This window comes from Pantoea sp. MQR6 (assembly GCF_022761075.1).
Classification (GTDB): Bacteria; Pseudomonadota; Gammaproteobacteria; order Enterobacterales; family Enterobacteriaceae; genus Pantoea; species Pantoea phytostimulans.
Window position 1 is genome coordinate 103737 of sequence record NZ_JAKYXB010000006.1, and the last position, 26553, is coordinate 130289.

Annotated in this window: 23 protein-coding genes, 1 tRNA gene and 1 other RNA gene; 7 read left to right on the forward strand and 18 right to left on the reverse strand. The window is 53.0% G+C overall.

What is annotated here, in order from left to right; genetic code table 11:
• Window positions 1–7: 7 nt before the first annotated feature.
• The 17 genes from bcsB to MUG06_RS19520 all read right to left on the reverse strand — a co-directional run bounded on the left by bcsB (window position 8) and on the right by MUG06_RS19520 (window position 18461).
• Window positions 8–2488, reverse strand: a complete 2481-nt coding sequence (gene bcsB, locus MUG06_RS19440) for a cellulose biosynthesis cyclic di-GMP-binding regulatory protein BcsB (protein WP_243079745.1) — start codon at window positions 2486–2488, stop codon at window positions 8–10.
• On the reverse strand, window positions 2485–4593 hold the full coding sequence (bcsA, locus tag MUG06_RS19445) for a UDP-forming cellulose synthase catalytic subunit (RefSeq protein WP_215848013.1): 2109 nt from the start codon (window positions 4591–4593) through the stop codon (window positions 2485–2487). Before bcsA ends, bcsB begins: the two co-directional genes overlap by 4 nt.
• A gap of 53 nt (window positions 4594–4646) precedes the next feature.
• Entirely contained in the window at window positions 4647–5450 is an 804-nt protein-coding gene (bcsQ, locus tag MUG06_RS19450) for a cellulose biosynthesis protein BcsQ (RefSeq protein ID WP_243079746.1), read from the reverse strand.
• Window positions 5441–6100, reverse strand: coding sequence for a cellulose biosynthesis protein BcsO (gene bcsO / locus MUG06_RS19455; RefSeq protein WP_215848015.1), 660 nt, complete (start codon window positions 6098–6100; stop codon window positions 5441–5443). Before bcsO ends, bcsQ begins: the two co-directional genes overlap by 10 nt.
• 521 nt (window positions 6101–6621) lie before the next feature.
• A complete protein-coding gene (dppF, locus tag MUG06_RS19460) occupies window positions 6622–7644 on the reverse strand; it encodes a dipeptide ABC transporter ATP-binding subunit DppF (RefSeq protein WP_215848016.1) in 1023 nt (340 codons plus the stop codon).
• A complete protein-coding gene (dppD, locus tag MUG06_RS19465) occupies window positions 7634–8620 on the reverse strand; it encodes a dipeptide ABC transporter ATP-binding protein (protein ID WP_215848017.1) in 987 nt (328 codons plus the stop codon). Before dppD ends, dppF begins: the two co-directional genes overlap by 11 nt.
• A 12-nt stretch (window positions 8621–8632) precedes the next feature.
• Window positions 8633–9535: a dipeptide ABC transporter permease DppC gene (gene dppC / locus MUG06_RS19470; protein ID WP_243079747.1), complete on the reverse strand. Its 903-nt coding sequence runs from the start codon at window positions 9533–9535 to the stop codon at window positions 8633–8635.
• A 9-nt stretch (window positions 9536–9544) separates the two neighbouring features.
• Entirely contained in the window at window positions 9545–10564 is a 1020-nt protein-coding gene (gene dppB / locus MUG06_RS19475) for a dipeptide ABC transporter permease DppB (RefSeq protein ID WP_215848019.1), read from the reverse strand.
• A 172-nt stretch (window positions 10565–10736) separates the two neighbouring features.
• Window positions 10737–12347, reverse strand: coding sequence for a dipeptide ABC transporter periplasmic-binding protein DppA (gene dppA / locus MUG06_RS19480; RefSeq protein ID WP_215848020.1), 1611 nt, complete (start codon window positions 12345–12347; stop codon window positions 10737–10739).
• Window positions 12348–13094: 747 nt separating this feature from the next.
• Window positions 13095–13224, reverse strand: a non-coding RNA gene (locus tag MUG06_RS19485) — RtT sRNA.
• Window positions 13225–13258: 34 nt separating this feature from the next.
• Window positions 13259–13335, reverse strand: a tRNA-Pro gene (locus MUG06_RS19490).
• Between the two features lie 125 nt (window positions 13336–13460).
• On the reverse strand, window positions 13461–15152 hold the full coding sequence (gene eptB / locus MUG06_RS19495; protein WP_243079748.1) for a kdo(2)-lipid A phosphoethanolamine 7''-transferase: 1692 nt from the start codon (window positions 15150–15152) through the stop codon (window positions 13461–13463).
• 205 nt (window positions 15153–15357) lie between these two features.
• Window positions 15358–16122, reverse strand: coding sequence for a molybdopterin-dependent oxidoreductase (locus MUG06_RS19500; RefSeq protein ID WP_243079825.1), 765 nt, complete (start codon window positions 16120–16122; stop codon window positions 15358–15360).
• Window positions 16112–16726, reverse strand: coding sequence for a cytochrome b/b6 domain-containing protein (locus MUG06_RS19505; protein ID WP_243079749.1), 615 nt, complete (start codon window positions 16724–16726; stop codon window positions 16112–16114). The genes MUG06_RS19500 and MUG06_RS19505 overlap by 11 nt, the downstream gene beginning before the upstream one ends.
• A 3-nt stretch (window positions 16727–16729) precedes the next feature.
• Window positions 16730–17341: a DUF5666 domain-containing protein gene (locus tag MUG06_RS19510; RefSeq protein WP_215848023.1), complete on the reverse strand. Its 612-nt coding sequence runs from the start codon at window positions 17339–17341 to the stop codon at window positions 16730–16732.
• Between the two features lie 128 nt (window positions 17342–17469).
• Window positions 17470–17898: an organic hydroperoxide resistance protein gene (locus MUG06_RS19515; protein ID WP_243079750.1), complete on the reverse strand. Its 429-nt coding sequence runs from the start codon at window positions 17896–17898 to the stop codon at window positions 17470–17472.
• Between the two features lie 98 nt (window positions 17899–17996).
• Window positions 17997–18461, reverse strand: coding sequence for a MarR family transcriptional regulator (locus tag MUG06_RS19520; protein ID WP_243079751.1), 465 nt, complete (start codon window positions 18459–18461; stop codon window positions 17997–17999).
• 63 nt (window positions 18462–18524) lie between these two features.
• On the opposite strand from MUG06_RS19520, the gene MUG06_RS19525 reads away from it, so the two are divergent.
• Window positions 18525–19118: an HD domain-containing protein gene (locus MUG06_RS19525; RefSeq protein WP_243079752.1), complete on the forward strand. Its 594-nt coding sequence runs from the start codon at window positions 18525–18527 to the stop codon at window positions 19116–19118.
• 49 nt (window positions 19119–19167) lie between these two features.
• Here MUG06_RS19525 and MUG06_RS19530 read toward each other — a convergent pair whose 3' ends face one another.
• The gene (locus MUG06_RS19530; RefSeq protein ID WP_215848026.1) at window positions 19168–19461 is read right to left on the reverse strand and encodes an HTH-type transcriptional regulator; all 294 of its coding nucleotides are present in this window, start codon (window positions 19459–19461) and stop codon (window positions 19168–19170) included.
• Between the two features lie 936 nt (window positions 19462–20397).
• On the opposite strand from MUG06_RS19530, the gene MUG06_RS19535 reads away from it, so the two are divergent.
• The 6 genes from MUG06_RS19535 (at window position 20398) to MUG06_RS19560 (ending at window position 26548) form a co-directional block, all read left to right on the forward strand.
• Window positions 20398–21117, forward strand: coding sequence for an FCD domain-containing protein (locus MUG06_RS19535; protein ID WP_243079753.1), 720 nt, complete (start codon window positions 20398–20400; stop codon window positions 21115–21117).
• Window positions 21114–22118, forward strand: a complete 1005-nt coding sequence (locus MUG06_RS19540; RefSeq protein ID WP_243079754.1) for an ABC transporter ATP-binding protein — start codon at window positions 21114–21116, stop codon at window positions 22116–22118. The genes MUG06_RS19535 and MUG06_RS19540 overlap by 4 nt, the downstream gene beginning before the upstream one ends.
• The gene (locus MUG06_RS19545) at window positions 22115–23176 is read left to right on the forward strand and encodes an oligopeptide/dipeptide ABC transporter ATP-binding protein (protein WP_243079755.1); all 1062 of its coding nucleotides are present in this window, start codon (window positions 22115–22117) and stop codon (window positions 23174–23176) included. The genes MUG06_RS19540 and MUG06_RS19545 overlap by 4 nt, the downstream gene beginning before the upstream one ends.
• Window positions 23177–23237: 61 nt before the next feature.
• Window positions 23238–24710 carry an ABC transporter substrate-binding protein gene (locus tag MUG06_RS19550; protein WP_243079826.1) on the forward strand — a complete coding sequence of 491 codons (1473 nt, stop codon included), beginning with the start codon at window positions 23238–23240 and terminating at the stop codon, window positions 24708–24710.
• 18 nt (window positions 24711–24728) lie between these two features.
• Complete coding sequence (locus MUG06_RS19555; RefSeq protein WP_215848029.1) at window positions 24729–25670, forward strand: ABC transporter permease; 942 nt, start codon at window positions 24729–24731, stop codon at window positions 25668–25670.
• 2 nt (window positions 25671–25672) lie between these two features.
• Entirely contained in the window at window positions 25673–26548 is an 876-nt protein-coding gene (locus tag MUG06_RS19560) for an ABC transporter permease (protein ID WP_215848030.1), read from the forward strand.
• Window positions 26549–26553 lie beyond the last annotated feature (5 nt).

The following is a 26553-nucleotide window of genomic DNA, read 5'->3' on the forward strand; positions in this document are numbered from 1 at the left end:
TTGTTCCTTACTTCTTGCCGGAATCACGATCATTTTTGTAGTTGAGGCGGCGTCCTGCGTGACGTTTCAACATTACCCACACCGCGCTTCCCACCAATGCCGAAAGCAACAGCGCCGTCATCGCCAACAGCACAGAATGCTGGTTGGCATACCACACCACCATCATGTACCACGGCATTTCTCCGCTCGGGAACTGCGGCCCGACGCGGAAGCTGCGGATACCGTTTTCATCAGTAATGATGGCGGTATCGCCACGAATGCCGGCATTGATGCGCGCTGAACTTAAATCGTTATGCAGACGCAGCAGCTGATCGTCACTGCTTGCAACCGTCATCACCACCAGGCGATCCGGGTTCCAGGGTGAGCGATAGCTCAGGAAGCCACGCCATGACTCATTCGAAGAGAAATAACGATCGGCGTCCAGCTGCTGGCGATACCAATCCCCCATCAGCCAGGCGCGGGCTTTTTCCAACGCACTCGGCTCTTTCACGCCAAAGGTGCTGCCGCTGGCTTCGTAAGGTGAATTTGCCAGCATCGCCTGATTAAACGCGCTGTTGCCGGTGGTGCTAATGGCAAGCACATCACTCTGCTGTAAACGCGCCAGGTTGGTGCCGCCGTTTGGCAGGCCAAACAGCACCTGATTCTGAGCCAGTGCTACGCCCGTTGCGTTACCGGCTCGCGCAGCCAGATCCAGCAGGGTAGAGATCTCCGCATCGGTGGGCTCTTCTGGCAGCAGCAGTGTGGTCTGGCCAAAGTCCGCCAGCCGCGTGAACGGGAATGATGCACCAACAAAGTAGGAGAGATTCGGCAACATGCTGAAGTGACGCGTATGGCTTAAATCAATCCAAGAATCCTCTTCGATGCGGCTCTTAATGTTGTTATTCAGCAGTACACCGCATGGCGCATCGGCCTTTGGCTTGATGTTGAAATAGAGCGCCAACTGGTTGTCGCCGTAGATCAGGTAAGGATCGAGGTTGAGCTGATACTGCTCCTGACGCGCATCACCGCCCAAACGATGCCAGGCATTTTCCAGCAGGCCGACTTTGTTTACCGTCAGATTACGCAGGAAGGTGCCGTTCAGCGTCACGTTGAGTAACGAGGCGTTTTCATCAATCCAGCTTTCTGACGGGAAGCGATAGTGCAGATTAACCGGCACAGTGTCGCCATCCCACAGGAACAGGTCGGGCGCGGCGCGGAAGTTAACGCGCATCGCATCGTGCCAGATTCCGGTGCTGGTCAGGCTCTGATCTTTACGCAACAGCTCACTCAGACGCACCGGGCGGCTGGTGTTGATCCAGCGTGGCGCATCGTAAGGCTGACGGTTGGCGATTGACTGCGGCTGCACTTGCAGCGCGCTGCCATCGGTGGTCAGCGGCTGTGAAGTCAAACGGTAAGCCGCCTGACGCAGCTGCTTCTCATCTTCGCCGCTCACCAGCAACAGCTTGTAAACCGGGTTGTTCGGATTATCGACTACCTGCAGATGCGGGCCAGTGACCGCCGGGAAGGTCAGCGTGCCGATCTTGTCGCCCGGATGACCGAACAGAATGCCGTTTTTCTCTGGCAGTTCACCGCGCATCACCGGAAAACGGATGCCGCGATAATCACTCTGAATGCCCAACCAGGACGCCACCAACGCCGCCGCGCTAATCGAATCTGGCGCAACGTTGCTGGCAAATCCCATGGTTACGGCGCTTGCCGTCATACGTTGCGGATCGAGGAACGGGCGCGGGAAGTTACGCAGAGCAGTGCCAATGTTCAGCTGTTGCCCTTCAAGCGTCAGCGTAGTTTTCGGCAAAATCGTTACCTGATACTGCTCGGCGCTCTCTTTCTCGCACAGCAGTTTGTCTGCATCGTTGATTTTAAAGCTGAGATTATTGCTCGACACCACCATCGCTGCGGGAATATCCAGCTGGTAGTCGCTGACATCGCTGTCGCTGGAACCCAGCGGCAGCGTCCCCAGCGGCTGACCATTGAGCATCAGTTGCAGCGAGGTGTTACGCGCAGCCAGCGCTTGCGACACGCGCAAAGACAAATTGAGATGCGCATTGGTGATGACTTCATCATTTGGCAGCGTAAAGACAATACCGGATTGCAGCTGACCGCCAGTCAGCGTGATGCCTTGAGTCTGGCCCATTTGCGCCACGGTAATGGCGCTGCTGATCGGCTGATTCAGGGCCGCGCTGATCACCGGCAGCGGCTCAGGCGCAGTGATTTCCTGACCTGGTGCGTAAGGCAGCGCGCTGGCTGCCGCTTCCAGTTGCGGATCGGCATTTTGCAGCCCTTCTGGCGGCGGCACTTGTGAAAGCGCACTGCTGTCCTGCGTCACCGCAGGCGCGGCATCGTTAACGGGTTGGTCGCTGGGCGCTGCACTGTTCACCGGCGCATCATAGCCGTTGTTTTCTGTGGGCGGCGTTTCTGCCCAGGCGGGCGTCAGCAACAGCGCAGCTGCCAGCGAGCTTGCCAGCAGAGTTTGCGTCAAGGTTTTCATGCTGCGCTGTCCTCTTTCGCGGCGGCGGCCTGTTCGGCGTGTTTCCGCTTGTCGTGGCGGCCTTTCCAGGTCAGCCAGAACAGTTCAAATACCGTGCGAACGATAGTGCCGAGCGAAACCAGCGGATTATCTTTCTTATACTCCGGCTGAATCCAGGCATCGGCACGCGCCAATACCACGCGAACCAACTCGCGGCGACGTGACAGCGGCATGGCGCCAAAACGCAGGCGAATGGTTTTTTCATCGCCGGAAATTTTACTCACGGGAATGGTAATGGTGCCGGACTTCAGCAACAGATCGATCTCTTCGATTTCATCCGTCTCATGACGATTATCGGGTGCATCCAACTGCGCGCCACCCATCGACATATCGCTGGTCATGGTGCGCGAGGAAATTCCGCTGGCGTAGTGAATAATCGCCGGGATCTGCACCTCAATACGGATTGTTTTACGGACCTGTTTGGTTTCACGGGCCACCGCAATCGCCGCCATTAGGATAATCAGGCTGAACACCGCCCAACCTACGTTGAGGGCAATAACGTAAGGATCGACACCGAAATAATCATGCATCACCGCACGTACCACGCCAGCAACGATGCCGACGGTCAGCAGCACCGCCACGATGACGTGAGGACGCACAATGTGGAAATCGAAGAAGCCCTGATCCAGCACACCGCCTTTATCGGTCACGTTAAATTTGCCGTGCTTGGGTGACAGCATGGTCAAAATCGTCGGGATGATCAGATGGAAACACATCACCGTTTCATAGATTTCACCCCAGAAGGTGTAACGGAAACGGCCATTCATCCGCGAGTTGACGTAAAGCGACATCACCAGATGCGGCAAAACATAGGCAAAGATCAACGAGGCAGAGGAGTGAATAATATTGAGATTAAACAGCAAGTAAGCCAGCGGTGCCGTTAGAAAGGCAACGCGCGGCAGACCAAACTGGAAGTGCAACATGGCGTTGAGATAGCACAAACGCTGCTGCCATTTCAGCCCACGACCAAACAGCGGATTATCGACGCGAAAGATCTGCGTCATGCCACGCGCCCAGCGGGTACGCTGAACAATGTGCAAACCCAGGCGCTCTGTCGCGAGGCCCGCCGCCAGTGGAATCGACAGGAACGCCGATCCCCAACCCAGACGCTGCATTTTCAATGCGGTGTGCGCATCTTCGGTCACGGTTTCAACCGCAAAGCCGCCAATCTCTTCCAGCGCTGAACGGCGAATCACCGCACAAGAACCGCAGAAAAAGGTTGCGTTCCAGTTGTCGTTACCCTGCTGAACCGGGCCGTAAAACAGCGAGCCTTCGTTGGGAATACTGCGCGCTGCGCGCAGGTTGCGCTCGAATGGATCGGGAGAATAGAAGTAGTGTGGCGTCTGTAACAGCGCCAGCTTGGGATCTTTCAGGAACGGGCCCACAGTCGCCTGCAAAAAGGTGCGGGTCGCAACGTGGTCACAGTCAAAAATGCAAATCAGCTCACCTTTGGTGATTTTCATCGCATGGTTGAGGTTGCCGGCTTTTGCGTGATTATTGTTGTCACGGGTGATGTAACCCACGCCAACATCGGCGGCGAATACCGCAAACTCGCTGCGCTTGCCATCATCCAGCAAATAGACTTTTAACTTGTCGCGCGGATAGTCGATGCACTGTGCGGCCAGAACGGTGTCGCGCACGACGTCCAGACTTTCGTTATAGCTCGGCACGTAAATATCGACCGTTGGCCACAGGCTAGTATCATCCGGCAGCGGTTCAATGGTGCGCTTTAATGGCCAGGTGGTTTGCAGAAAGCCCAAAATTAATATCAGCCAGACATAAAGCTCCGCTAAATATAAGCCGATGCCCATGATGGCTTCAATTTCTGAATTAAAATGCAGCGTCTCAGTGGTGCGCCACCAAATATATCGGGTGGACATCAGCGCGGAAAGAATCACCATGACCACAGTTATTTTGCGGCTTTTACTGAAACCCAATAAAAACATCATAACGATGCTGATTAAGCCAAAAATATACTGCTTTTGGCTATCCATCGGCGTGATGATGATCACCGCAGCGACCGGTGCAAGCACCAGCAGCAGCAGGTAAAACCCGATTTTACTCATGAATCACCCTAAAAGAGCTCTGTTTTTTTAACGCACCTGGCGAGGCCAGGCGATTAATAGTGGCTGGTGCGAATGGGGGCCTGAACTTCGCCGTTACCTACGGTGATATCCAGAATATTGGCGACGCGTTTAGCAATCAGTTCAATATCAAACGCTGCAGCGGAAGCAGGACTGAAATCATAAACAGATTGCTGTGAGGCATTCGCTTCACCCACGCTTTCATCACGATGAACCACACCTAACAAATTATCGCCCAGGCGCTGCTGTATAAATGCCGTAACGTCACGGTTAATATTGCGGCGATTGTCGCATTGGTTCAGAACGAAATAATGTCCTTGTTTAGTATTGAGGGGCTGACCAATCATTCGGTTCTCCTCAATATGCGGCAATAATGAGACCGATGCGGTATCCGCTAACATCACCACTAAATGCATATCGGCTAATGCGCTGATTGCTTTAAGCGCCGGGCCTGGGCCGGGCGGAAAATCGGCGACGATCACTAAGCCAGGGTAATTCAGTACCGTATCAAGACCGCGGCGGAGGAAATGCGGATCTTTTGACAGATTCTCTTCAAACCGTTCACGTTGTGGTTCGGTAACATCGCCATACGGCAGCACAAAAATGTTGCCGCCAGTGGTGAGAATCGACTGACTCCAGTCTGCCTGCTCTTCTGAACGCGCCACAAAACCGCGCCCATCGTGAAGTGGCACACCAAAATGAAGGCGTAACGCATTCTGCACATCGAAATCGATTGCCAGAACTTTGCTACCTGAACGCGCCAGACTCCAGGCCAGGTTGGCCGCCATCGTGGTTTTTCCAACACCCCCTTTCGGCGAGCACACACAAACTAACGGCATAACGCAATCTTCTCCAATAACGGTTTCAGTAAAGTCTCTTTGGACAGGCTGACCGGTTCGCTATTACGTGAACGGAACAGCGCACCGAAACGTCCGGGCTCGGCGCTGGAAACAGCGGCAGGTGCCGCCACAGGCGCAGACGCTGCGGCAAACACAGGCTTAGGTTGAGCAACAGGTGCAGCTTGTGCGGGAACAGCCACGGGTTGAATCATAGCCGGAGCAGGCTGAAAAGCGGCGGGCGCAGGTTGAGTGACAGGCTCTGCAACCGGCTGAGCTTGAGCAAGCGGTGGTGGAAACAGTGAAGACAAACCCGATGTAGGCGCGGCAACAGGGGCAACCGACGCGTTAGGCGTTAGGCTATCCAGAATTGAGCCACGTGCCGAGGAAGGCGTCGCCAATCCAGCAGGGCGCGACGTCACGCCTTGCGCGGGATCGCTGAATTCGTCACCACGAATCGGCTGCGGCTGCGGCAGATCGATACGCTGATTGCTATCAAAAGGGGTGGTTTGGTCATCTTTTGCCAACTGGCGAATCAATGCCCATTTACTCTGTTCCGCCGCTTCCTGCGTCTGGCCAGACATATCTTTAAAGGCGATATCGAGCGTCTGCGTCTTCTCTTTAAAACGCTGTAAATCGTCGTAATTCTTCATTGGCCGTGGCCTACAACAAGGGGGGAATTATCCTGGAATATATCACATCCCTTTAAACACAGTGAGATAAATCTGATTACAAAAACAGCACATTCAATAAAAGAGTTTAATCAGATAGATTGAAATTTAACGATAAAACGCGGTTGTTAACTGTTTATGCCTGGAAATTAATAAGATAGCCTTAAGTTAAATCAAGCAACATAACATTAACAAAACTGTGTAGTCATTCATCCGACCTTGAGCTGGCACGACCATCGTTGTTAACAGCGCTTTTAGTCCCAAATACTGACTAAATTCAGACTGACTCTTAACGTTAAACAGACGTTATTAGCTGAGATTGACTGCGTTATGGCAGGTTAACTCTTTCGCTGTTTTTTTCGGCAAGTTTACCAAGGGTTAATCTTCATAAATGATTTTCACGGCTTTTGGTTTGTCATGTCGGGCGGGAAACAGCTTTGGTAAGGGTTTTGGCGGAAAATTGGCTTAAAAAAAAGGCTCCAGAAGGAGCCTTATTACTTTGATTAACTGACTTTTTCAGCCGCGCCGACCGGTTGATTTTCATCCTGGTCGACAGCGAAGCAGGCAATTTGCTGTTCGCCATACAGCTTCAGCTTCGGCTGTAACTGTACGCAAGTGCCGAAACGACGACGGCAGCGCGCGTTAAAGGCGCAGCCCGGCGGCGGACTCAGCGGACTTGGCAATTCGCCGGTCAGTTTGATGCGCTCGCGGCGATCGTCTGGATTGAGACGCGGCGTCGCCGATAACAGCGCCTGGGTATACGGATGGCGCGGGTTTGAGAAAATCGCCTCTTTACTGCCCTTCTCGACACAACGTCCGAGGTACATCACCATGACTTCATCAGCAATGTGCTCCACCACTGACAAATCATGCGAAATAAAGACGTATGACAAACCCATGTCCTGCTGCAGATCCATCATCAGGTTCAGCACCTGAGCACGCACTGAAACGTCGAGCGCCGAAACCGGTTCATCAGCGATCAGCACATCGGGATCGAGCATCAAGCCACGCGCAATGGCGATACGCTGACGCTGGCCGCCCGAGAACATATGCGGGTAGCGATCATAGTGTTCTGTTTTCAGGCCGACCTTCGCCATCATCTCCAGCGTTTTTTCGCGGCGCTCCGCTTTAGTCAGTGAAGTGTTGATCACCAGTGGCTCTTCAAGAATCTGACTGACTTTTTTGCGCGGATTGAGCGAACCGTAAGGATTCTGGAACACAATCTGGATTTTCTGTCGACGCAGCTTCTGTGCCTGCGGATCGTGCTTCAACAAATCCTGGCCATGCCAGTAAAGTTGCCCTTCGGTTGGCGTTTCGATCATCGTCAGCAAGCGGCCCAGCGTGGATTTACCACAGCCCGATTCGCCCACCACAGCCAATGTTTTGCCGCGTTCGAGATTGAATGAAACCCCATCCAGCGCTTTAACCAGACGTTCCTGACCGAAAAGTCCTTTTTTCACGGGGTAGTGTTTTTTCAGGTCAATGGCCTGCAGCAGGTAATCCTGCTTGGTTTTCTCAAGACTCATAAGTTGGTCTCCCGGCATCGTCCAGCGGATAGTGACATTTGGACTGACGCCCTGGAATATCGCGTAATTCAGGCTCTACCTGACGGCAATGATCGGTGGCATAAGGACAGCGTGGATTAAGCAGGCAGCCGAGCGGACGATCATATTTACCCGGCACCACGCCAGGCAATGACGCCAGACGCGCTTTATCCGCCGCAAACTCTGGCAGCGCACGCAGCAAGGCTTGCGTATAAGGATGGCGAGGCGCTTTAAAGATGTCCGTCGCTTTCCCGCTTTCCACCACCTGACCGGCATACATCACAATAATGTGATGTGCAGCTTCAGCCACCAGCGCCAGATCGTGAGTAATCAGGATCAACGCCATGTTTTCCTGCTGCTGCAACTCCAGCAGCAGCTCAATGATTTGCGCCTGAATGGTTACGTCGAGCGCGGTCGTTGGCTCATCGGCAATCAGCAGTTTTGGGCGACAGGCAATTGCCATCGCAATCATGACGCGCTGGCTCATCCCACCCGACAGCTGATGCGGATAAACATCCAGACGCGAAGCGGGATCGGGAATGCCGACCTGATTCAGCAGATCAATGGCACGCTGACGTCGCGTTTTCTTGTTGCCACCCTGATGCACTTTAATCGCTTCCATAATCTGAAAGCCCACGGTGTAACACGGGTTCAGGCTGGTCATCGGGTCCTGAAAAATCATCGCCACTTCCGCACCCACCAGCTGGCGGCGCTCTTTCTCGGAGATGCGCTTCAGGTCGCTCTGATTAAACTCGAGCTTCTCAGCCATGACTTTGCCGGGAAAGTCGATCAGCCCCATAATGGCCAGCGAGCTTACCGATTTACCTGAACCGGATTCACCTACAATCCCAACAACCTGGCCTTGCTCAACTTGATAACTGATGCGGTCTACCGCACGAAACGGTGCTTTATCGTCGCCGAAATGCACCGACAATTTGTCTACATTTAATAACGCCATCTCGGTGCCTCTTTACTGCTTGAGTTTCGGGTCGAGTGCATCACGCAAACCATCGCCCATCAGGTTAAATGCCAGCACGGTAAGCAGAATGACTAATCCAGGGAAAGTCACCACCCACCAGGCACTTTGCGCGTACTGCAATACGTCGGAGAGCATGGTGCCCCACTCCGGCGTTGGCGGTTGCGCACCCATACCGAGAAAGCCCAACGCCGCCATATCCAGAATGGCGTTGGAGAAACCTAATGATGCCTGCACGATCAGCGGTGCCATGCAGTTAGGCAGAATATTAACGAACATCTGACGCAGCGTACCGGCACCTGCCACGCTCGACGCGGTGACGTAATCACGGTTCACTTCGACCAATACCGCCGCGCGCGTTAGACGAATGTAGTGCGGCAGCGCCACAAAAGTCAGTGCGATAGAGGCATTGACGATCGACGGTCCGAAAATAGCCACCAGCACCAGCGCCAGCAGCAGGCTTGGCAGCGCCAGCATGATATCCACCAGACGCATGATCGTGTTATCAACCACGCCGCCAAGATAACCGGCCATCAAGCCGAATATCACCCCAAAGATCAGTGACAGCACCACCACCAGACACCCGACCAGCAGCGACAGGCGCGCGCCGTACATCAGACGCGACAGCACGTCGCGGCCTACGTCATCCGTACCAAGGATATAACTCCAGCTACCGCCTTCCTGCCAAACTGGCGGATGAAGCAATGCATCTCGGAACTGCTCGGCAGGCGCATGCGGTGCCAGCACATCAGCGAAGATGGCGATCAGCAGCATAATAACGATGTAAACCAGGCCAATCACTGCACCTTTATTACGTTTGAAGTAGTGCCAGAATTCCTGAACGGGGGTCATCGGCTTCGGTGCAGCGGTTACGCTCGCGGGATCAACAATTGACATGATTCCCCCTTATTTCTTATGACGTATGCGCGGGTTAACCACGCCATACAGCAAATCAACCAGCAGGTTGACCACGATAATCAGCACCGCGACCAACAGCACGCCGCCCTGCACCACCGGATAATCGCGGCGCTGCAATGCTTCGATCAGCCAGCGACCAAGGCCCGGCCAGGAGAAGATGGTTTCGGTCAGAATCGCACCCGCCAGCAACGTCCCCACCTGCAAACCAATCACCGTCACGACCGGCAACATAGCATTACGCAGGGCGTGAACCACAATCACGCGCATACGCGTTAGCCCTTTGGCGCGCGCGGTACGGATGTAATCTTCACTGAGTACTTCCAACATGGCGGAGCGCGTCATACGCACAATCACCGCCAGCGGAATGGTGCCGAGCACGATGGCTGGCAAAATCATGTGCATCACAGCATCTTTGAAATCGCCTGGCTCGCCCCAAATCAGGGTGTCGATCAGCATGAAACCGGTCAGCGGATTGGTGTCATCAAGAAACACCGTGTCGCCAACGCGCCCTGATACTGGCGTCAGGTTCAGCTGCACCGATACCAGCATGATCAGCATGATGCCCCACCAGAAAATCGGCATGGAGTAGCCGGTCAGCGCGATGCCTACCGCCGTGTGATCAAAGATAGAGCCACGTTTCACCGCAGCCAGCACACCCACCGGAATGCCTACAGCGACAGCGAAAAGCATGGCGCAGAAACCCAGCTCAAGCGTGGCCTGGAAGCGTGGCACGAACTCATCCCATACCGGAATGCGGCTTTTCAGCGAAATACCTAAGTCGCCGTGCATCACACCATTGATATAGTGCAGGTATTGTTTCCACAGCGGTTGATCGAGGCCAAACATCGCCATTAACTGCGCGTGGCGTTCAGGGGAAATACCACGTTCGCCCGCCATGATCAGCACCGGATCGCCCGGGATCATGTGAACAAACGCGAAGGTCAACAGGGTAATACCGATAAATGTCGGGATGACAAGTCCCAGACGTCGGAGTACGAACTGCAGCATATTCCGGGTTCTCTCTTGCCCACGCGACCGTCGTCGCGAGGTTAGTTATTGCTTACATCTGACGATCGAGTAGCCTCGACCGCGACGCAGACTGGCTGCGCCTCTACCGTTTCCAGTAAAACAGGGAGATAAAGCCGGGGTGACGCGTAGCCACCCCGGAAAAGGGCAATGATTACTCTTGAATGTCTACCTGAGCAAAGTAGTGTCCGCCAAGCGGATCGACTTTATAGCCGGTGACTTTTTTGCTGACCGGTTCAAATACCGTTGAGTGCGCGATCATCAGCGCCGGTGCCTGGTCATGCATCACAACTTGAGCCTGCTTGTAATACTCGATGCGCTTCGCCTGGTCGGCGGTCGCACGTGCCGGTTGGATTTGATCCTCAAAGGATTTATCACACCAGCGCGAGTAGTTAGAGCCATCTTTCGCCGCTGAACAGCTGAACAGCGTAGCGAGGAAGTTATCCGGATCCCCATTGTCGCCCGTCCAACCCATCATCACAGTCTGATGTTCACCCGCTTTGGCACGCTTCAGATACTCGCCCCACTCATAGGTAACGATTTTGGCTTTTACGCCAATCTTCGCCCAGTCGGACTGAATCATCTCCGCCATACGGCGCGCGTTCGGGTTGTAAGGACGCTGAACCGGCATTGCCCACAGATCGATGGAGAAACCATCCGACATACCCGCTTCTTTCAGCAGCGCTTTGGCTTTTTCAACATCGTAAGGATAATCCTCAACGGCATCGTTATAGCCCCACATCGTTGGTGGGATCAGGTTTTTAGCCGGCTGGCCCGCACCTTGATAAACCGCCTGGATGATCGCTTTTTTGTTGACCGCCATGGTCAGTGCCTGACGCACTTTCAGGTTATCCAGCGGTTTTTTCTCAACGTTATAGGAGAGATAGCCGACGTTCAGGCCAGCCTGCTCATACAGGTTGATGTTCTTATCCTGCTTCATGCGCGCAATGTCTGCCGGATTTGGATACGGCATTACCTGGCATTCGCCCTTCTGCAGTTTTGCGTAACGAACCGATGCATCTGGCGTAATCGAGAAGACTAAACGATCGATTTTTGGCTTGGTTCCCCAATAATCCGGGTTAGCTTTATAAAGGATGCGTGAGTCTTTCTGGTATTGCAGCAGCTGGAACGGACCGGTACCCACTGGGTTAAGATCCACTTTTTCCGGCGTACCGGCTTTCAGCATGTTATCGGCGTACTCTTTTGACAGAATTGAGGCGAAGTCCATACCAAGGTCGGCAAGGAACGGCGCTTCAGGACGTGTCAGCACAAAGCGCACGGTATTCTCGTCCACTTTTTCGATTTTGCTGATCAGATTAGGCATATCCATGCCCTGGAAATACTCATAGCTGCCGCCGGAAACACCATGATATTTGTTGTTTGTATCCAGCTGACGTTCAAAAGTGAACACCACATCGTCGGCGTTTAAATCGCGCGTCGGTTTAAAGTCTTTGGTGGTTTGCCACTTCACACCTTTACGCAGGTGGAAAGTGTAGGTTTTGCCATCTTCACTGACGTCCCACTTTTCTGCCAAAGCAGCGTGCAACTCGGTCGTGCCGATAGTGAACTCAACCAGACGGTTATAAATCTGGCGTGAGCTGGCGTCATAGGTGGTGCCAGAGGTGAACAGCTGCGGGTTAAAACCTTCCGGGGAACCTTCAGAACAATAAACGAGGGTTTTTGCCTGAACACCGGCGGCTACAGTCATGGCAATCAGGCTCAGACCGACCTTCAGCATCCTGGATTTAGCCAGGGAGTTGATCATGCTTTTGCTCCATTGTGATGTGATGTTGTGTGCATTACCTGACCTCTGATTTTTTTATGCGGTTCAGGCGACCCACCTTTTCGGTGGAAAAGAGCGAAACGTTATTTTTGATTTCTCTGACACCGTGGAATCTGCCAGACAACGCCGCTTCTGCTTCTTTATTGACGCATCAATTTGTCAACAGTTGCAAAGAACGTCAATACAACGGTTAGTTATTTACACAGAGTGTGAGGGATAGCAAGCAACGCTAAAAAAAACAGTTTCCGCTGAAATGCCACACATTACACAGTGTCATTAGCTTAAAAACCGTGCTTTGTGCTGGCTCTTAACTTTGACGCTAGTGATTCTCACCGCTAAAAAACAAAAAACTTTTACCGGCAAATGTTGAATAACTGAACGATTCACCGTGCGTTATGACGTTCAACCAGCGAAATATGCTGTCTCAATGGTATAAGAAATCAGCAATATGCAGCTTTCGGTCATAAGAAGAATGTGTCGCAAATTAACTACGCAGGCCCGATGCAGCAAGGCCTACAAAGGATAAGCAAGCGACATTACAGCCAGGATAATTAACAACGGCGAATGAGGATTATTAGGAAGTTATCGGAAGGTTTGGTCTAAGCGATTTGATTAAACGGCTTTAGGGGGATAACTCTTTTGCCGAGGCTCAAACCTCCTTCTGAAGTTCTCATCCTCTGTTTACTACAGGCGAAAAAAAACCTGCTTTAAAAGCAGGTTTTCTAAATGTGGTCGGCGAGAGAGGATTACGCTTCTCGCTGAGAAGCGCCCTGCGGGCCGTTGCTGAAGCAACGTGGTCTCGCTACGCTCGGCTCAAACCTCCTTCGGAGGTTCTCATCCTCTGTTTACTACAGGCGAAAAAAAACCTGCTTTAAAAGCAGGTTTTCTAAATGTGGTCGGCGAGAGAGGATTCGAACCTCCGACCCTCTGGTCCCAAACCAGATGCGCTACCAAGCTGCGCTACTCGCCGATGGGGGCGCATGTTACTGCGACCCACCGGGAGCGTCAACCGCTTTTTACACTTTGACCGTCAATCGCCTGGAAAGCATGCAGCATGAAAAAAACACCCACGCGTCAATAAGTTCCAGGCAGCAATCATAGCGAACTCGTCTGGCTCGAAGCCGGTGCCTGACACCAGTTATTGGCCGCTTTAATGCCACCATCTGGCGAGGTATAACCCAAACATCCCAGAATGGTATCAAACAGCTCAACGTGGCGGTGCGTTTTACCTACGCGCTGCTGCGCCTGCAGGCGCTCAAAGTTACTACGATTAGTGGGGTCTTCCAGATATTTATCTGATGCCCAAACAATCATCGGCACGCGGAACTGTTCTGGTGGTGCCATTTCACGTGGCGTACCGTGCAGGTGCATGTTTTCACTGATCGATTCGCCATGATCGGCTGCATAGAAAACAATCGCTTTCTTATCACGCAGCTGATCCAAAACGCTGTCGAGCATGGTGTCGACATACAACACTGAGTTGTCATAAGCGTTGATCAATTGTGCTTTGCTGCACGTCTCGTCAACGCCCATACATTCCGGCTGATACCGCGCAAAGCTACGTGGATAACGCTGCGAATAGAGATAATGCGAACCCTTGGTGTGCAAAACCACTAAGTGTTTGCCTTTCGGGAAACGCTCCAGCGACGTTTTTAACTCAGGCACCAGCAGCATGTCGTCGACCGATTTACCCTGATTACGCTTCTCGGAGCCAATCTGCTCGCGGAAAGCGAAGTTGTTCGCGTTGACGTTATCGTAAAACCACACTTCACTCTGCATTGCGAACAGCTCAGAAGTGAAGCCCAGCTCTTTCATCACTGCAAAGACGTTCTGCTCTTTCAGCGTGCGTCCCGGTGTGTCCATTGTGCCGCCTTCGCGCACAAACATGCAGCGCAGAGAAAGCTTCGTCGCGGTATCACAGGATTCGCCACGGAACGCGACCAGGTTTTTCTCTTTAGAGAGTTTTGGCGTGGTATCACGTTCATAACCGAGCATGCCCATGTGATCCCAACGGGTGGTTTCACCGATGACAAACACTACATAGGTGTCATCCAAACCTTGCGGCGCAACATAGGTAAATTTCTTCGCGGGATCGAGCAGTTCCTGGCTCTCCAGGGTTTCATCCAGTCGCGTCCAGGCAAACAGTCCAACCGCGGCCAGCCAGTTAGAAGGCAGATAAGAGTGTGCAACCACGCCGCCGTAGCTTGGCAGATCGATGTTGGTTATCTCTTCATTGGCTTTTTGCAGCTTGTCGAAATAGCGAATCGGCAACCAAACCAGCGCGACGCAAACTAACATGACTAACGTCGGTTTAAGGCGATGACCCGGCGTACGCAGCTGTTCATTGAGCGTCAGGCGAAGGTTATTTCGCCAAATCATCAGCAGCGGCAATGCACTAACCAGCACCATCCACGCCACGAAGTGAAACCCAATGACCTCTTTCGACAAATCCATATCGGTGGTCATCACCGATGCCACGATGCCGTAGCCAATCACCACATTGAAAAAAGCCATGTAATAGGCTGAAGCAACAGAGATCAGCACGATACAGGTGGCGAGCACACGATAGATTTTCTTGCCGCCTAGCGACAACAAACGCATGAGGAAAAAAGTCAGTATGACAATCGCAATGACTTCTGTGGCTGCAGTCACCCAATTTAACAGTGTGGAATGCGTCAAGAAACCGTCAAAACGGCGATAAAAAATTGGTAAATTCAGTAGGATACCGATGTACAACGCCAGCAATAGCGACAACTTTTGCTGGGTTAAACTCTTAATATAATTCATGAAAAATGGTGTTTCCCTGGAGTGATGCGCTTTATCGAACGTTAGTGTGACTATCAGATTGCAGTAGAGTTCGATTAGTAAGCGCATCGGACAAGATGCAGGAGGATTCTGAACGCGTTACTGCGAGGTGGCACAGTAGAACATGCAAGAAATGGTTAGGCCAGAAAATAATCAAAAGCGTGAACAATTGCACACTTTTTGTTCACTAAATCCCGCTAAAACCGTTATAGCCCTGATCTTCCCAATAGCCGCCTGGATTCTGATCGGTAACAAAGATCGCGCCGATATGCTTGGCGTTCTTGAAGCCAAGCTTGGTGGGCACGCGCAGCCGCAGCGGATAACCGAAATCTGGCGGCAGCGGTTTGTTGTCAAAATCCAGCGCGAGAATAGTTTGTGGATGCAGCGCCGTGGGCATATCCAGGCTGGAATAGTAACGATCATCGCATTTGAAACCGACATAGCGTGCGGTTAAATCGGCCCCGATGTGTTGCAGAAAGGTCTTAAGTGGAACGCCGCGCCATTGGCCAATCGCGCTCCAGCCTTCAATGCAAATCAAGCGAGTAATTTGTTCGGTCTGCGGCAAGCGCTGCAATTGCTCCAACGTCCAGGGCGCTTTGTTCGAGACTTTGCCCGACACTTCCAGCCGGTAATCCGCAAGATCTATCTCCGGCACATTGTATTCGGGATAAAAGGCATTAAACCGGAACGGACGGGTGATTTGATCGGCAGAATAGGTTTGTGCCAGCTTCTCACCATTAAATAACCAGCTTTGTACCCGATCGTTCCAGCGTGACATCGCCCATAAAACTTTATCGACGCTATCGCCATCCTGTAAGTTACAACCGCTGAGCAGCGAGACGGCACCCAGCGTTAATCCGCTGCGCAGCAGCATGCGGCGTTGTAGATTGATCAGCTGTTTGTGCTGATCAGGTTCCAGGATGATTTTACTTTTGGGTTGTTCACTCACGATCTGCACTCCGCTTGCCACCGGTAAGCATTGGCCACAACGTTTGCGGCACCAGGATCACCATCACCACGTGAACCACTGTAAACAGCACCAAGCCGCTCATGGCATAAAAGTGCACATAACGCGCCATATCAAAACCACCGAACAGCGCCACCAACCCGCTAAACTGCACCGGTTTCCAGATAGATAAACCCGATAGCACCAGCAGCACGCCGTCCACCAACACAAACAGGTACATCAATTTCTGTACCGCATTGTAGTCGCTGCCGCGATGATGCAGCCGCAGCCGCAATGCCGAGAAAAGATCTTGCCAGAGCGCGCGCCCACTTAGCGGTAAAAAGCGGCCACGAAATTGCCCGCTGATGATGCCCCACAGCAGATAACTTACCCCGTTAGCAAACAGCAACCACATCACCGCCAAATGCCAGGCGATGTGGCCGCCGAGCCAGCCGCCGAGCGTCATCCATGCGGGAAAAGTGAAATTGAACAGCGGCGAGGCGTTGTAAATGCCCCAGCCGCTCATCAGCATGCCGATCATCACCAGCACATTTGTCCAGTGACAAAGCCGAATCGGCCAGGGATGACGTGAACCCGATGCTTTTTTCATGATTTACATCGGTGGTGTCAGACCATCTTTACCAGCAGAAATACCGCGAGCCACGATGTGACCATCGCTGGCTTTGCTGCCAAACAGCACTACTTTGCCGCCCGGCTTCAGCAAACTTTTATTGCCCGGCTCAATCAGCACCACCGGTACATCATCAGGAACCTGCACCGTTTTTTGCTTGTCGCCATATTTAACCGTCATGGTGCGGCCATTGCTGTTAACCAGTTTGCCGACCGTACCGTTAGTCATGGTATTGATTTTGCCATCGGCTGATTCGAAAGGATTAAAGCCTTCACCACTGCCGCGCAGGCTTGGCGCAAATACGTGGACTTCAAGCGCTTTCAGTTCGCCATTCGCTTGCGGTACCGCGGCGGTACCGATAAAGCTGTCTGGTTTGATGTCGCTCATCTGCGCTTTGCTGACGCTGTTAACTTTAGTTTTGTCGTTGATCTCGACTTTAATTTTATCGCCCTGACGCGTGGTGACATCCAGCTGGTTGCCGCTGATGGCATCAATGGTGCCGCGCATAGGGGTAATCACATTGTCAGCGGCTGCCGCAGTAAAGGCGACGCTGAGTAATAAGCCAGGCAGTAAGGCGCGCAGGCGTGAAGTCATAGGGGATTCTCCAGAAGAAGTTAGCAGACTAACTAAGCGTAAGAGGTCTGGATAAATAGTGTGGGAAAATCGAGGGAAAAGAGTGTATTGAAACATTACGAGCCCGCTTTGCAGGCCCGTAAAAACGTTTAGCGAACGATGTTCAGCGTCACGTCAATGTTGTTGCGGGTTGCATTGGAATAAGGGCAGACGATGTGTGCTGCATCAACCAATTTTTTCGCTTCCGCTTCATCCATCTCAGGCAGATGGATATTCAGGGTGGCTTCAATGCCGAAACCGTTCGGGATTGGGCCAATGCCGACTTCGCCTTCAATCCATGCATCTTTAGGCATAGAAATCTTGTCGCGACCCGCTACAAACTTCATTGCGCCGAGGAAACAGGCTGAATAACCCGCTGCGAACAGCTGCTCTGGGTTGGTCACTTCGCCGCCTGCGCCGCCCATCTCTTTCGGCACACCTAATTTAACGTCCAGCACACCGTCAGAAGAGGTTGCACGACCATCACGACCGCCGGTTGCTTTGGCTTTTGCACGGTAAACTACTTGTTCTAATGACATAAATTCCTCGCTATATGCTATTTAATCGCCCACTACTTAAATAAGCGTAGTCGAACGGGTGAAATTTAGCGGGTGCGTGGCACCCACATTATGAATTCTTATCGCGAACGATTCAGATTATTGCGAAGATCGTCCAGCTGCGTTTTCAGCGCATTCAAAGCGGATTCATCACAGGCCGCCGCACATTGAATGGCGTCGGGAATGCTTTCTGCCTTGCTACGCAAGGCTCGACCTGTTTCGGTCAACGTCACCACTACTTGCCGCTCATCCTGACGCGAACGCTGACGATTAATGAGTCCGGCGCTTTCCAGCCTTTTAAGCAGCGGTGTCAGCGTGGCGGAATCCAAAAAGAGCTGCTCACCAATCTCCGAGACGGTGACATCATCTTTTTGCCACAGCACCAGCATCACCAGATATTGTGGATAGGTCACGTCGAGTTGCGTAAGCAGCTGGCGATACACCTTATTCATCGCCAGATTGGCAGAATAGAGCGCGAAGCAGAGCTGCTGATCCAGCAACAGTGGCGCTGCTTTCACTTTTTTGTCATCTTGATTACTGTTCATGGCTAGAATATAGATAGCGCGCTACACAATTGCAAGCAACATATTATGCTAAGGAGTAAAAGCATGATGGATTCTCTTGAAGATCAGGCGCGACGCTATGCAACACAAGCCCATGCCGAAACGGGTCAGCGACGCAAATACACTGATGAACCCTATATTGTGCATCCGGCGGCAGTCGTTGAATTGGTTCGCAGCATTACGAGTGATGAAAATTTGCTGGCCGCAGCCTGGTTACACGACACGGTAGAAGATACCGCGACCACACTAAACGATATCGACACTCACTTTGGCCCACGAGTCGCCGAGCTGGTAGAAATGTTAACAGACAGTGCCCAGCCGACCGCTAAAAACCGAGCGGCCCGCAAGCTGGCACATTTTCAGCACACGGCTAACGCAGCGCCGGAAGCGCAAACCATTAAACTTGCAGATATCATCGACAATACGCGCTCAATTGTGCGGTTTGATCCGCACTTTGCTCGTATCTATTTGGTAGAGAAAAAGGTGCAAATCGAATTGCTGAAGCAAGGTGACGCTCAATTGTGGCAGCAGGCTTCAACCATTATCGAAGCAGGCATTGCGCAGTTAGGTGAGCCGCCCTATAGCGTGCCGGAGAGTTGGTTCGTTAAACAAGCCGCTAAATATGGCGGCTTAAGCTGAAAAAACCCGCCAGCGGCGGGTTCTTTTGTTCTTCTCGTCTTATCAGTGCTTACTCAAGCAACTGCCTTCCAAGGTACGGGTTGGCATGAAGCAACTTCATTAGTTTCTGCGCCGTGGCTGAAGGACGCGTACGACGTGCCTCCCAACTTTTCACAGAAGAAACGCTAACGCCCATTACTTTGGCAAATTCATCAAGCTGCATACCGGTCATTTCGCGTAAGCGTTGTGGTTCGGGCATCGTAGGCTGGAGTTGAATTTCCAAATCAGCAGGACGTTTATCACGTGTCAATACAATCTGCTCAAGGCTGCTGAGCAATTCAAACATTGGGTCTTTTAATTCCATAGAGAACTCCTTAAAAACTCACTATGAATCACGTGAAAGTAGAGAGGTACGAACCTGAAGTCAGGTTCTGAAACCGGCCTGTTCAGGCTGCATCCCGCAAGGGTTTGTTTTTGTTATGAGTAAAACCATTACGGGACACAGCCTGTTGTGCACTGCTTTTAAAAGGTGTCAGAACAATGCAACAAAAGTCGGGAAGCTAAGTATGGATAGAGTCCTGACGATTTGCTGCGCAATTTATAATTTTTTTTTATCTATGCTTTGCCACTTTCGGCCAAAATTCACTAACCGATTGAATTTAATACGGTTTAAAGAGGGTTTCTGTTGGCTTAAATTGAAAAATAATGCTTATGAATGCAGCTTTTTTTCAGGCAAATGTCATCATCCACGTCAAAAGACACTAAACGGCGTTCATAACACCGTCGCATTCAAAGATCGTCTTACGCATTGTGGCGAGTCAATATTGCAATAGCATTGCAGGCTCGCATTCTTCCTGTTCACAGAAGTCACTGCAATTTCCACGCCATCTCTACGACGCCTGCGCTCGCATCAACAGGCTTTCGCATGTTGCTCCCAGCGCGGGCGGTTATTCGTTTCAATGCTTCACGGATTAAGCGAAGTTTTGTCGCGCGCACTGACGTAAACCCGCGCAGTATTGCACACTTTTACAGCAATCACGCACTGTTCTGGCGCAATGCGCTTTTCCTCACCTGGTCGTTATTCGCCAGGGTAAGTGAAACAACAGGGATCACTGCAATTATTTCATTGTTATTAATCAATGGAATACCTCAATTTTGCCCTTAATCATACTGAACCAATTAAAAATTGGTTCAGTTCTTGCCTACGCTACATAGAGCCCAACTGTTTAATTCATAAACAAAAACTTATGAAAACCGGCTTTACCCCATCTTTTTCTGATAGATGACAGGCGAACCAATAATGAGTGATACGCCCGAAACCTCAGCCAACTCCAGTTCAGCACTGGAAAAACTGCGGCAGCTGCTTCAGCAGCACGACAGCACACCTGAACTCGCTTTACCCACCGAGCGAGAGCTGGCGGAGCGTTTTTGCGTAGGCCGACGTGAAATCCGCCGAGCGCTTGATGTGCTGGAAGAAGAAGGCCGCATCTGGCGTAAGCAAGGCAAAGGTACGTTTGTTGGCCCATCCGCGCCGGTTCAGCCCTTGGTGCTGCACGCTTTGCCGCAGCAATCGAATTTGCTGGAAGTGATGGAGGCGCGCTTGCAGCTTGAACCCGGCCTGGCGAGATTAGCTGCGCTACGCGCCAGCAAAGAGCAGATCTCGCTGCTGCATCGCTTACTGGAGCGCATGCATCAGGTCGCACCCGGTGATGGCGATCAACATGAGTTATGGGACAGCGCCTTTCATCGTGCGATTGCTGAAGCTGCGGGCAATCGCTTGATGCTGGGTTTATTCGATGCCATTGACGCCATTCGCCGCGATCCCGGCTGGCAGCATCTGCGAGTACAAGCGCGCACCCCTGCGCGGCTGGATACCTACGATGTGCATCATTTGCGGCTGGTCACGCATATCGCGCAGCGTCAGCCTGTAGAAGCCGCCGCCGCCATGCGCGAGCACCTATTAGCGCTGCAACAAGCGTTAATGGAAGCCCTTCATCAGCCCGATCAGGAGACGTTATGAGTGACGGTTCTTCCCGCCCGGTGTTGGCGGTACGTAATTTACGCGTGCAGTTTCGCGGCTCGCCGGTCACGGTGCTGGATGGCATTTCGCTTACGCTAAACGCCGGTGAAACGCTGGCATTGGTGGGTGAATCAGGTTGCGGTAAAAGCATTACCTCGCTGGCGCTAATGGGTTTATTGCCTGCCAGTGCGCAGATTCTTGAAGGTGAAATGCGCTTCGACGATTGTGAATTACGTCACCTCAGCAACACCGATTACGCCAGTTTACGCGGCAATCAGTTGGCAATGATTTTTCAGGAGCCAATGACCTCACTCAATCCGGCGTTTACGCTTGGCGATCAACTCAGCGAGGCGGTATTAAGACACCGCCGCGTCAGTCGTCGTGAAGCGATGGACGTCGCGTTGGAAATCCTGAAAAAAGTACAAATTCCCGCACCGGAAATGCGACTCAAAGCCTATCCACATCAGCTTTCGGGTGGTATGCGTCAACGCGTGATGATCGCCATGGCGCTGATCAACAATCCCAAGCTGCTGGTGGCTGACGAACCGACTACCGCGCTCGACGTCACTATTCAGGCACAAATCCTTCAGCTGTTAAACAGCCTGCAAAAAGAAACCGGCACTGCGGTTCTGATGATCACCCATGATCTTGGCGTGGTGGCGGAAGTTGCGCAGCAGGTGGCGGTGATGTACGCCGGACAAGTGGTGGAAACCGGTTCAGTCGAGGCGATTTTCAACGATCCGCAACATCCGTACACCATTGGCTTGATGGGCTCGATTCCCAGTCTTGCTGCCCGCAGCGGCCCGCTGTCCACCATTCCGGGCAACGTGCCTTTACCCGAGCAAATGCCTGCCGGCTGCCGCTTCGCGACGCGCTGCCCATTCGCTGAAACGCGTTGCCATCAAACGCGTCCTGCGCTGCACGCTTTGGCACCCGCCCATCAGGTGGCCTGCTTTCGCGCGCCGCTGGAACAGCACGTCTCGCTGGGAGAGATTGCATGAAACCGATATTGGAATGCCGCGACCTGAGCAAAACCTTTGCTGGCCCCACTCAACTGTTCAAACGTAATAAACAGGTGACAGCGGTGGATCGCATCTCGTTGCAGGTAAAAGCGGGTGAAACTCTGGCGATCGTGGGCGAATCTGGCTCGGGCAAATCCACTTTGGGCCGCCTGCTACTGCGCCTGCTGGCCGCCAGCCAGGGTCAGGTTTTTTATCAGGGTGAAGAGATTACCCATGCGAATGGTGCGCATCTCAATCGGCTGCGCCACGAGTTACAAATCATCTTTCAGGATCCGTTTGCTTCATTGAATCCGCGTATGACGGTTGAAAGCATTGTGGGTGAACCGTTGTGGTTGCACACCAAACTCACACGTGACGATCGCCAGGCGCGAGTGCATCAGCTGTTGCGCACCGTGGGTTTGCCGCCCGCCTGGGCGCAACGTTATCCGCATGAATTTTCTGGTGGTCAGCGCCAGCGCATCGGCATTGCGCGCGCGCTGGCGTCTGAACCGACATTGTTACTTGGCGACGAACCGGTTTCGGCACTGGACGTTTCAGTGCAGGCGCAGGTGGTGAATCTGTTGGAGAGCCTGAAACAGCAGTTTGGTCTGACGATGATCATCGTCGCGCACGGTCTGGCGGTGATTCGCCACATGAGCGATCGCGTTGCGGTGATGTACCTCGGGCAAATCGTTGAGCTTGCCAGCGTTGACGAAATTTTTGATGCGCCCTTGCATCCTTATACCCAAGCGCTGATTGCGTCGGCACCGCAAATGCAGCCAGGCGTGCCACGCACGCAGCCGCTGCTGCAGGGCGATTTGCCTAATCCGGCATCCCCGCCGAGCGGCTGCCGCTTTCATACCCGTTGCCCCTATGTCACCGATGAGTGCCGCCAGTTAGAGCCGATCAATCAGGTTTTACCCGGTGGACGTCAGGTCGCCTGCCACCGCTGGCAGGAAATTAATCGCGATCGCAGCGCCATTCTTATCGCGCCGCCGTCTGCCGCTTTTTTACGCCGCCGTGCCTTGTTCGAGCACGCGGTGAATCAACCGTCCTAATCTCTGGAGATATGTCGTGAAGAAAGCCCGCAAGACGTTATTAACGGCACTCGGCGGCCTGATGCTGCTCGGCGCCAGCGCGCACAGCCAGGCTGAAAGCGTGATTCGCATTGGTTTAGGTGCCGATCCAGACATGCTCGATCCGCATTTGGCGCGAACCTACTATGGCCGCTTTGTGTTTGCTGCGATGTGTGATCGCTTAGTGGATGTGGATGAACATCTGAAAGTGATCCCAGGCCTGGCGACCGACTGGTCATGGAGCGACGACGCGAAAATCCTCACCATGAACCTACGCAGCGGCGTTACGTTCCATGATGGTGAAAAATTTGATGCCAACGCCGTGAAATTCAATATCGAACGCGCCCTGACATTGCCGGGTTCGCTGCGTAAAAGTGAGATCTCTTCGATTCAAAGCGTGGAAGTCACCGGCCCGCTCCAGGTTAAATTTCATCTGAAAAACCCTGATGCCGCCTTGCTCAGCCAGTTAACCGATCGCGCTGGCGCAATGTTAGCGCCAGAAGCGGCGAAAAAACCGGACTTCATTACCCATCCGGTCTGTTCCGGCCCGTATCAGTTCGAAAGTCGCGTACAGCAGGATCGTATTGTGCTGAAACGATATGACAATTACTGGAACAAAGCGGCTTATCACTTCGATAAAGTGATTTTCCTGCCGATTCCTGATGCTTCTGTCCGTCTGGCTAACCTGCGTGCTGGCGATCTCGATCTGACCGAGGGTATCGCAGCCAGCGACGTGAAAACCGTGCAGGGCGACAGCAAACTCGCCTTAGCCAAAGTCACCGGTTTGGGTTATCAGGGCATTACTTTCAACATCAATAACGGCAAAGTCGATCCGAAAAGCCCCTTCAAAGATGCACGCGTACGTGAAGCTTTCTCGCTGGCTATCGATCGCGATGCGTTGAATCAGGTCGCGTTTGAAGGGCTTTACACCCCAGCTAATCAGGCGCTGTCACCGGTCAGCCCGTATCACGTCAAGTTGCCGGTTCCAGCCCGCGATGTGGAAAAAGCCGCTTCACTGCTGAAAGCAGCAGGCGTCACTACACCGCTTAACGTGACATTGCTGGTGACGAATAACCCGACTTCACAGCAGGTTGGGCAGGTCATTCAGGCGATGGCGAGCGAAGCGGGCTTCAACGTGAATCTGCAAATGAGCGAATTTGCCAGCTTACTGGATCGCCAGCAGCGCGGCGATTACCAGCTCAGCTTGTCTGGCTGGTCGGGTCGTCCCGATCCCGATGGCAGCATTTATTCGTTTATTAACAGCAAAGGCACGCTCAACGACGGACGCTACAGCAATCCGCAGGTTGATGAATGGCTGAATGCGGCACGTCTCACCAACGATCCGGCACAGCGTCAGACACTGTACGACAACGTGGTGAAACAGCTGCAAACCGACATGCCAATTGCTTACCTCTACTTCGAGCCACGTATATTTGGCCTGTCGAAAAAGGTGCAGGGCTTTAAAGCCTGGCCGGACGGCTTAGTGCGTCTGGCTGGCGTCAGCATGGCGCAGTAAATGCTTTGAGGAATAAAGATGCTGGAACTGATCGTTAAACGCCTGCTGCTCGCCATCCCAACGCTGCTGTTAGTGAGCATCATGGTGTTCGCCCTGCAGAAACTGCTGCCGGGCGATCCGGTGCTGGCGATGGCGGGCGAAGAGCGCGACCCGGAAGTTATCGCCCAACTGCGTGAGGCTTATCATCTCAACGATCCGCTGCCCAGCCAGTATTTTTACTGGATGGGCAATGCGTTACGCGGCGATCTGGGTGAATCACTGCGCACCAAAGAGCCGGTAACGTCGTTGATTGCCAGCAAGCTGCCGGTCACGCTGGAGCTCTCCTTGATGGCGATGATTATCGCGCTGGTGATTGGCATCAGCATGGGCATTATCGCGGCGGTGCGCAAAGATACGTGGGTGGATCACACCAGCAATTTTGTCGCGCTGTCGGGGATTTCAGTGCCGCATTTTTGGCTAGGTATCTTACTGATTTTGCTGTTTTCGGTGCACCTGCAATGGTTACCCGCATCCGGTTATGTCCCGCTGAGTGAGAGCATTCCGCAAAACCTGAAAACGCTGCTGTTGCCTGCGCTGGTGTTGGGTACCGGTTTAGCCGCTACGTTGATGCGTCATACGCGCGCCTCGATGATTGCCGTGCTGAAAGCGGATTACATCCGCACCGCGCGCGCCAAAGGATTATTGGGCAAGAAGGTGGTGCTGAAACACGCCTTTCGTAATGCGCTGGTGCCGGTGATTACGCTGACCACGCTGCTGTTCGGCGAGTTGCTCGGCGGCGCGGTGTTGACTGAGCAAGTTTTTACCCTGCCTGGCTTTGGCAAAATGATTGTCGATGCGGTGTTTAACCGCGACTACGCGGTAGTACAAGGCGTGGTGCTGGTGGTGGCGATTGGCTTCCTGCTGCTCAACCTGCTCGCCGATGTGTTGTATGTGTTAATCAACCCGAAAATGCGAGGCTAATCATGAGCGAAGTGCTGACGGCAGGCGCCGCAAAACCGCTGCTACGTGCTAACAGCCGGGTGCTGAAGAAGTTTCTGCGTAACAAAAGCGCGCTGATTGGCGCGGTGATCGTCACGCTGTTTGTCGCGATAGCCATTTTCGCGCCGTGGCTGGCACCCGCCGATCCGATCAAGGCGAACTTTCTGGCGGTGCGCAAACCGCCGTCGGAACTGTTTTGGCTTGGCACCGATGAATTAGGCCGCGATATTCTGTCGCGTATGATTTGGGGCGCACGTACCTCATTGCTGGCGGGCTGTATTTCGGTGCTGATCGCTATTTTGATTGGCGTGCCGCTTGGGCTGATCGCGGGTTACTGGCAAGGCTGGTGTGACGGCATTATTTCACGCTTTATCGAAGCGCTGCTGGCCTGTCCGTTCTTGATTCTGGCCATTGCGCTGGGCGCGTTTCTTGGGCCGAGTTTGACTAATGCGATGATCGCCATTGGCTTGTCGGCGATGCCGATCTTTGCCCGTCTGACGCGGGGTCAGGTGATCGCCATTCGTCATGAAGAGTATATCGACGGCGCGCGAGCGATTGGTTTGCCGGATCGCTGGATTATCCTGCGCTACGTGCTGCCTAACGTGATGTCACCGATTTTGGTGCAGGCTACCTTAGCTATCGCCTCCGCCATTATTACTGAAGCCAGCCTCTCCTTTCTCGGGCTGGGACAACAACCGCCCTCGCCTTCGTGGGGTGCGATGCTCAATACTGCCAAAGGCTATCTGGAGCAAGCGCCGTGGATGTCGATTTTCCCTGGGCTTGCCATCTTTCTGATCGTGCAGGGCTTTAACCTGCTCGGCGACGGATTGCGCGATGCGCTTGATCCGCGTAACGACTGAATAAA